Annotated in this window: 3 protein-coding genes and 4 pseudogenes; 3 read left to right on the top strand and 4 right to left on the bottom strand. The window is 59.1% G+C overall.

Annotated elements, in window-relative coordinates; genetic code table 11:
- Nucleotides 1–78: 78 nt before the first annotated feature.
- A pseudogene (locus tag K288_RS48745) lies at nucleotides 79–1,116 on the bottom strand (IS66 family transposase); the annotation flags it as partial.
- Between the two features lie 643 nt (nucleotides 1,117–1,759).
- Between K288_RS48745 and K288_RS0142020 the strand changes: the two are divergent.
- Nucleotides 1,760–2,359 carry a reverse transcriptase domain-containing protein gene (locus K288_RS0142020; protein WP_244443471.1) on the top strand — a complete coding sequence of 200 codons (600 nt, stop codon included), beginning with the start codon at nucleotides 1,760–1,762 and terminating at the stop codon, nucleotides 2,357–2,359.
- Here K288_RS0142020 and istA read toward each other — a convergent pair.
- From istA to K288_RS51675, 3 genes and pseudogenes are all read right to left on the bottom strand, one after another.
- A pseudogene (gene istA / locus K288_RS48750) lies at nucleotides 2,339–3,454 on the bottom strand (IS21 family transposase); the annotation flags it as partial. The gene K288_RS0142020 and the pseudogene istA sit on opposite strands and share 21 nt — an antisense overlap.
- 290 nt (nucleotides 3,455–3,744) lie before the next feature.
- Nucleotides 3,745–3,903 carry a hypothetical protein gene (locus K288_RS53930; protein WP_160169082.1) on the bottom strand — a complete coding sequence of 53 codons (159 nt, stop codon included), beginning with the start codon at nucleotides 3,901–3,903 and terminating at the stop codon, nucleotides 3,745–3,747.
- A 1,153-nt stretch (nucleotides 3,904–5,056) separates the two neighbouring features.
- Nucleotides 5,057–5,293: an MbtH family NRPS accessory protein gene (locus tag K288_RS51675; protein ID WP_084800115.1), complete on the bottom strand. Its 237-nt coding sequence runs from the start codon at nucleotides 5,291–5,293 to the stop codon at nucleotides 5,057–5,059.
- Nucleotides 5,294–5,436: 143 nt separating this feature from the next.
- Between K288_RS51675 and K288_RS55300 the strand changes: the two are divergent.
- Nucleotides 5,437–5,608: pseudogene (locus K288_RS55300) on the top strand (IS3 family transposase); the annotation flags it as partial.
- A gap of 72 nt (nucleotides 5,609–5,680) precedes the next feature.
- Nucleotides 5,681–6,291: pseudogene (locus tag K288_RS51680) on the top strand (IS5 family transposase); the annotation flags it as partial.
- Nucleotides 6,292–6,326: the final 35 nt, after the last annotated feature.

The following is a 6,326-nucleotide window of genomic DNA, read 5'->3' on the forward strand; positions in this document are numbered from 1 at the left end:
GTACGGCTACGACGAAGGCCGCCTGATTGACGCGTGCGCGCGGGGATCGGCGAGCTATATGATGGCAATGCGTGAAGGTCAGGCGGCTTGCTGATCGGTGGGGTCAGCTTGGCGCAGGAGCTTCCATTCCCAGGGCAGCAGCTCGTGCAGACGCGATGCGGGATGATCGGCGATACGGGCCAAGACATCGGCGAGCCAGGCCTTGGGATCGACGTCGTTGAGACGACAAGTCGTGATCATCGTCAGCATGATGGCGGCCCGGTCAGCACCACGCTGACTGCCGGCGAAGGTCCAGTTGCGCCGTCCCAAGGCGATGCCTCTCAGTGCGCGTTCAGCGCAATTGTTGGTCAAGCAGATCCTGCCGTCGTCGAGGAAGCGGGCGAAGCCGTCCCAGCGCCTGAGCATGTAGTTGATCGGCTTCAGGACCTCGGAGGAACGCGAGAGGGTTTCGCGCTCGCGGAGCAGCCAGGAGTGGATGTCGTCGAGAAGCGGCTTGCTCTTCTCCTGACGCACGGCGCGGCGCTCGTCGGCGCTAAGGCCATTGACGGCGCGCTCAATGTCGAACAGCGCGTCGAGGCGCCTGACCGCCTCCAGCGCGATCGGAGAGACCGGTTTACCCTTCTTGCCTTCTCGAACGTTCTTTTCGATGTCAGCCAGCTCGAAGAAGCCCCTTCGCGCATGGGCCAGGCAAAATGCCGGTGTAATCGGCAGCGCCTTCTTCTGCGGGTCGAACAGCGGCTCGAAGCCGCTATAGCAATCGGCCTGCAGGATGCCGGCGAAGGCGGTCAGATGTCTCTGCGGATGCGCGCCTCGTCGGTCGCTTGAGGCGTAATAGACCGCCGCAGGCGGCGCAGGCCCGGCAAACGGCTGATCATCCCGCACATACGTCCAGATCCGCCCAGTCGTGCACTTGCCCTTCGCCAGGATACGGATGGTGGTGTCATCACCATGCAGGCGCTCGGCCGCGAGCACATGGTGTTCGATCAGATGGAACAGCGGCATGACGGCGAAGGTTCCGTGGCCGACCTGGTCGGCCAGCGTCGATAGCGGCAAATCGATCCTCTCGGCCTTAAAGCGCACGCTCTGGCGATTGAGCGGGATGTGCATGCCGAACTGTGCGTCCAGCGAAGGCTGGCAGGTTCAGCAGGAGTAAGTCCTGCCGGGGAAAAAGTTAGCTCCCCGTAGTGTGGATAGCAGAGGAGATAGAAATAGAACCTTTGAAGCCTATCGACAAAACTCCCTTGGGGAGACCACGAGTCACCGGGCCGTATCAAAAGAGAACGCGTTGTGGCCTCGAAAATGCTGAAAACCGAAAGTCGAGCCCGCAGTTTAGAGGCGAAGGCAGCATGATCCGTCGAATGCTAACTGACACGACGGGTCAATTCGGCGGGGTGAAAGCGACAGCACGGTGACAAGGACATGCTGAGCAACTGGAGAAGCCTTCCTCATCCCGGAGAGAAATCGCCGGAAGAAGGTAGGTCGTATAACCGGAGATCCCGGGAAATCGACCGAAGATGAGAAGGTGGCGGCCGGGACTGGAGTAGCGATGAAGCGGAGTAACTCCCGTGGAGCAAAGGGTCCCTGCCATTTGTGATGTCTCTAACGTAAGGAAGGCAAGGACGAAATGATAAAGGCGTCCATCGATTTGCAGGACCTGAGGCGGAGACTATACGTCAAGGCGAAGGCTGAACCGTCCTGGCGTTTCTGGGGTCTATACGTCCACGTGTGCAAGATGGAGACCCTGCGTGCAGCGTATGAGATGGCGAAAGAAAACGACGGCGCACCGGGAATAGACGGGGTGACGTTCGAAGCCATCGAAGCGCGAGGAGTGGAGTCTCTGCTCGAGCAACTACGAGACGAACTGATCGAGCGCACTTATAAGCCACTTCCATCAAGGAAGCGGGAAATACCGAAGGACGGGGGCTCCAAGGTCCGCGTTCTGTCGATTCCGGCTATCCGCGACAGGGTGGTACAGGGGGCGCTCAAGCTCATACTCGAACCTGTATTCGAGGCGGATTTCCAACCGGGATCGTTTGGATATCGGCCCAAGCGGACAACACATGAAGCGATCAAGCGAGTTGCTAAAGCAATAGCTGAGCGGAAGACGCGGGTTCTCGATCTTGATTTGCGGGCCTACTTCGACAACGTCCGGCATGATCGGATTCTGGAGAAGGTAGCCCTGCGGGTTGATGATGGGGACATCATGCATCTTCTGCGGCTTATGCTGAAAGCTTCTGGCAAGAAAGGCGTTCCGCAAGGCGGCGTAATTTCACCCTTGCTCAGTAACCTCTACCTCAATGAGGTGGACAAGATGCTGGAGCGAGCACGTGAAGTTATCGCCGCGGCCAAAGGATCGTGAGTGCTCGGCCACGATGCGTCCATCCTGACGGATCACGATGCGATCGGCATAGGCCTGGACCTCGACCGGTCGTCCGACTGCGCTGGCTGCGACCGAGTACTTGTTGTTGTCGAAGCGCACCAGACAGGTCTTCGAGACCGATGCCGTCACCGCATGGAAGCCGTCGAAGCGGCCGGCATAGGGAACGAGTTTGGGGCGTTCGGCTTCGAACACTTCCCAGATCGTCTGATCGACCAGCTCCGGATGGCGATGAGCCTTGGCGTAGGCGATGCATTTGTCGAGCAGCCAGGCGTTTAACTCGTCGAGGTTTTTGAACCGCAGCCGCGGCGTGAAGAAGCGTTCCCGGACCAGCGCGACCTGGTTCTCGACCTGCCCCTTCTCCCAGCCCGACGCTGGCGTGCAGGCGACCGGATCGACCAGATAGTGGCTGCACATCTGCAGGAAGCGGCGATTGTAGAGACGCCCTTTACCGACGAAGATCGTCTCTACGGCGGTCTTCATGTTGTCGTAGATGCCGCGGGTGCAGGTGCCTTTGAACAGGGCGAACGCCCGGTCGTGGGCGTCGAACACCATCTCCTGCGTCTCCCGCGGATAGGCCCGCACGAACAGCATGCGGCTGTGACAGAGCCGGACATGGGCGGCCTTCACCATCACCGTGGTGCCGCTCAGCAAGACCACCTCGGGGCTCCAGTCGAACTGGTAGGCTTCGCCTGGGGCAAAGCTCAGCGGGACATAAGCGGCCGCGGTCGATTGCCCGCGTTCTTTGCTCCACCGCCTGGCGTAACGGCGCACCGCATCGTAACCGCCGTCATAGCCGCGGCCGCGCAGCTCTTCGAAGACCCGGATCAACGTCAGCTGTTCACGAGCCGATTTAGCCGCGTTCGCCGCCAGCAATCCGTCAAGCTCTACTGCCCATCGTCCCAGCTTTGGCCGCGGCTGCACCTGCCGCTCGTACTCGAAGGAGGTCTCTCCCGACCTCAGCACCTTCCGAACCGTGTTCCGCGACACCTTCAGGTCACGGGCGATCTCCTTGATCGTCTTGCCCTTGATGAAGTGCTCGCGCCGGATCCGGGCAATCGTCTCCACGATCAGCATCCCCCACCACCTGCTTCGTTCCAAAGCAGGCAGCGCAACAGACCAATCTGTAGGGGGTCAATTTTGGACGCCGATCCCCCGGCTTAGGCCGGCTTAGGGGGTCAATATTGCAGGCCGAATGACATCCTAGGGGCTGTGAGGGAGCGGATCGCCGAGCAGCGCAACATCTTCTGCTGTCACGCGGCGGCGGTTGCGCTCTAACTCCCGGCGCTCCGTATCGGTGCGACCGGTTGCGGCGTCGATGACTTTGACATCTTTGCTGGCTCGTTCGACGCCGTCTCTAACGATCTTCAGCCGGTCGCCGGTTTGGCCTTGCTGTCGACAATCGCCTTCTCAAGTCCATCGCCCCGCATCTTGTGCTTCCGACCATCGTCGAGTTCTATCACTGCGTAGGTGGAGGTCTCGGCATCGAGACGATCACGATACGGAGCCTGACCGACCTCGACCAAGCGTCCTGGGCCCCCCTATCATAGTCTAGCGTTTCTGCAGGCTTGGCATTTACGCGATGATTTGATCGGTCCAAGGCGTCGCTGCGATCGGAGAGCGCCTGCCGATCCAGTTGTGTTGGCTCATAACCTTGCCATAATGCCACGAAGGCTGGCCTCGAGCCACGCCTGGCGTCGGAACTCCTTGGAGCCACGAACTTGCATGGCCTCCGAACCCCGATGCTGCGCAACGCTGACCATGTCCCGGATCACCTCGGTAGTCGCCAGCCGTGTGATCGGCCGATCCTCGGTTACCTTGAAGGCCAGATACTCGCGGGTGTGTCCGCGTAGAGATGCGCGCCTTCGTTCCGTCCATCTTTTTCGATCGCGTGATATTTGCGGCGGACCCGCGCTGACCGCGCAGCCACGTTCAACTGTATACGTATCTCATGAAAGCCGATAGTGTGCCGGACCATTGGATAGAACGCTTATAGAATATGAGCCGATAGCGTCACGACGGCCGCGGCAACCGGGCGTGGAAAAGATCCGAAAAGACATCGCCGCGAGATTCCGTCGACATTCGGGATACCGCCCAGGATTCTTTGTGAGCTGATCTCTGCAGCCCGCATTTCGGTTCAGATGATAAGGTTCTTTGAATGGAAAGTAATTGCAAAACTTGAGAGCGGTCCATAAAACCCGGATCGACGGTATTGACGGTATGTTGTTCACTATCGCGCTCCGGCGGACGATCCGCGGATAAGTCTGTCCCGGTTTCGGGTTACTATCCGTACCGCAGCCCCAGCACAAAGAGGTACGTTGGATCTCCCTTAACCGTGAGCCTCACAAGACAGCAACGATCTCGGCCACACTCTATGCTATCATCTTCCCGGCTCGGGTCGCGCAGGTGTTACCTCTCGAATGCGTACGAACCGTTCATCGGTCCTCATATCTTCATGAACCAGCGACCGGAGCGAGCGTATACGGTGCCGTTCGGTCCGAAACACTGGGATGTTCTCCGAGGCTTGCCTCATAGATTCTCGGCCGTCACCTCGTCCTGCGCCCGACTAAAAGTCCTCCAGTTGCGCCACGAACCCTTGCACCTCGGGCTTATCAAACGCGGTCGACGCGCCGGTTGGTCACGACGTTTCCAGGAGAACCGGACGATCCTAAAGCCTCGCTAGTTTTGGTCTTTTGAGGTTCTCCAGCGTTCCATTGTAGTGACAAGGCTATTAGGCCGCATATCAGTCCAATTTTCTTCGATGTAGGCCAAGCATACAGCCTTAGTATTGGGACCGTATTTTGCGGACCATCCTTCCGGAATATCCATGACTTCCGGCCAAAGGGAATATTGACCCTCATCGTTACGAAGGACACGAAACGACCCAGCTTCATCATCAAACGGACTGCCATTCATACGGCGCTCCACATCAAAGGTACCCTCTCGGACTAAACACCCTCACTCTAACGTGCGTCTCCTTGTACAAAAAATAAAAACCTCGCGATCAAACGGTTTGTGGCGCTAGGTTGAAGCGGTCGAGCGGGGCCTCATAGTTTCGGACAACCGACAGCCGTCACAACCAGCCAATCGCACGGAACCTGATCGCGCGCGACTCCACGGCTGAAGCCCCGAACCGGGTCTGACTTGCCGATATCACCTACATTCCGGCCGCGGAGGAGTTGGCTGTATCTGGCTGCCATCATGGATCTGTTCAACCGAACGATCGTCGGCTAGGCGGTATGGACTCTTGGGATTCTCAAACCAGACGGAATGTGATTCAAGGCTTTCTTTTAGGAGGCAGCCTTGGGTGTCATGGATCGGCTCGTCCTAAGCGATGCACAATGGGATCGTATCTCCGGCTTGATCATCGGTCGGCCGGACCAGCGTGGTTCGACAGGCCGCGACAACCGGATGTTTGTCGAGGGCGTGTTATGGATCGTGCGAACCGGCTCGCCATGGCGTGATCTGCCCGAAGCCTTCGGCGAGTGGAACAGCATCTTTCGACGCTTCAGCCGGTGGAGCGCCAAAGGAGTTTGGCTGCGCATGTTCGACGCGCTGGCAGATGATCCGGGCTTTGAATACCTGATCGTCGATTCCACCATTGTCCGCGCACACCAGCACGCCAGCGGCGCAAAAGGGGGGCTCAGAATCAGGCCATCGGGCGTTCGCGCGGCGGCCTGACGACAAAGATCCATATGGCCGTTCGCGGCTTAGGTTGCCCGGTCCGTTTCTTCCTAACGGCAGGTCAAGCCGGCGATGCGCCTCAGGCCCAGCCGCTCATCGAGGGGCTCCCAGCGGAGGTCGTGATGGGCGATGCGGCCTACGATTCCGATGCGCTGCGATCGGCCATCGCCGCAAAAGGCGCTCAAGCCGTCATTCCGAACAACCCCTCACGAGCGATCAAACATCCGCTATAGCGCGACAATCTGGGTGGGGAGCGCGCGACAAT

It is taken from the genome of Bradyrhizobium sp. Ai1a-2 (genome assembly GCF_000426245.1).
Lineage (GTDB): Bacteria > Pseudomonadota > Alphaproteobacteria > Rhizobiales > Xanthobacteraceae > Bradyrhizobium.

Bases quoted from the DNA above. Each gene is read 5' to 3' on its own strand.
- K288_RS0142020 (WP_244443471.1), top strand. From the start codon at position 1,760: ATGGCGAAAGAAAACGACGGCGCACCGGGAATAGACGGGGTGACGTTC.
- K288_RS51675 (WP_084800115.1), bottom strand. From the start codon at position 5,293: ATGAATGGCAGTCCGTTTGATGATGAAGCTGGGTCGTTTCGTGTCCTT.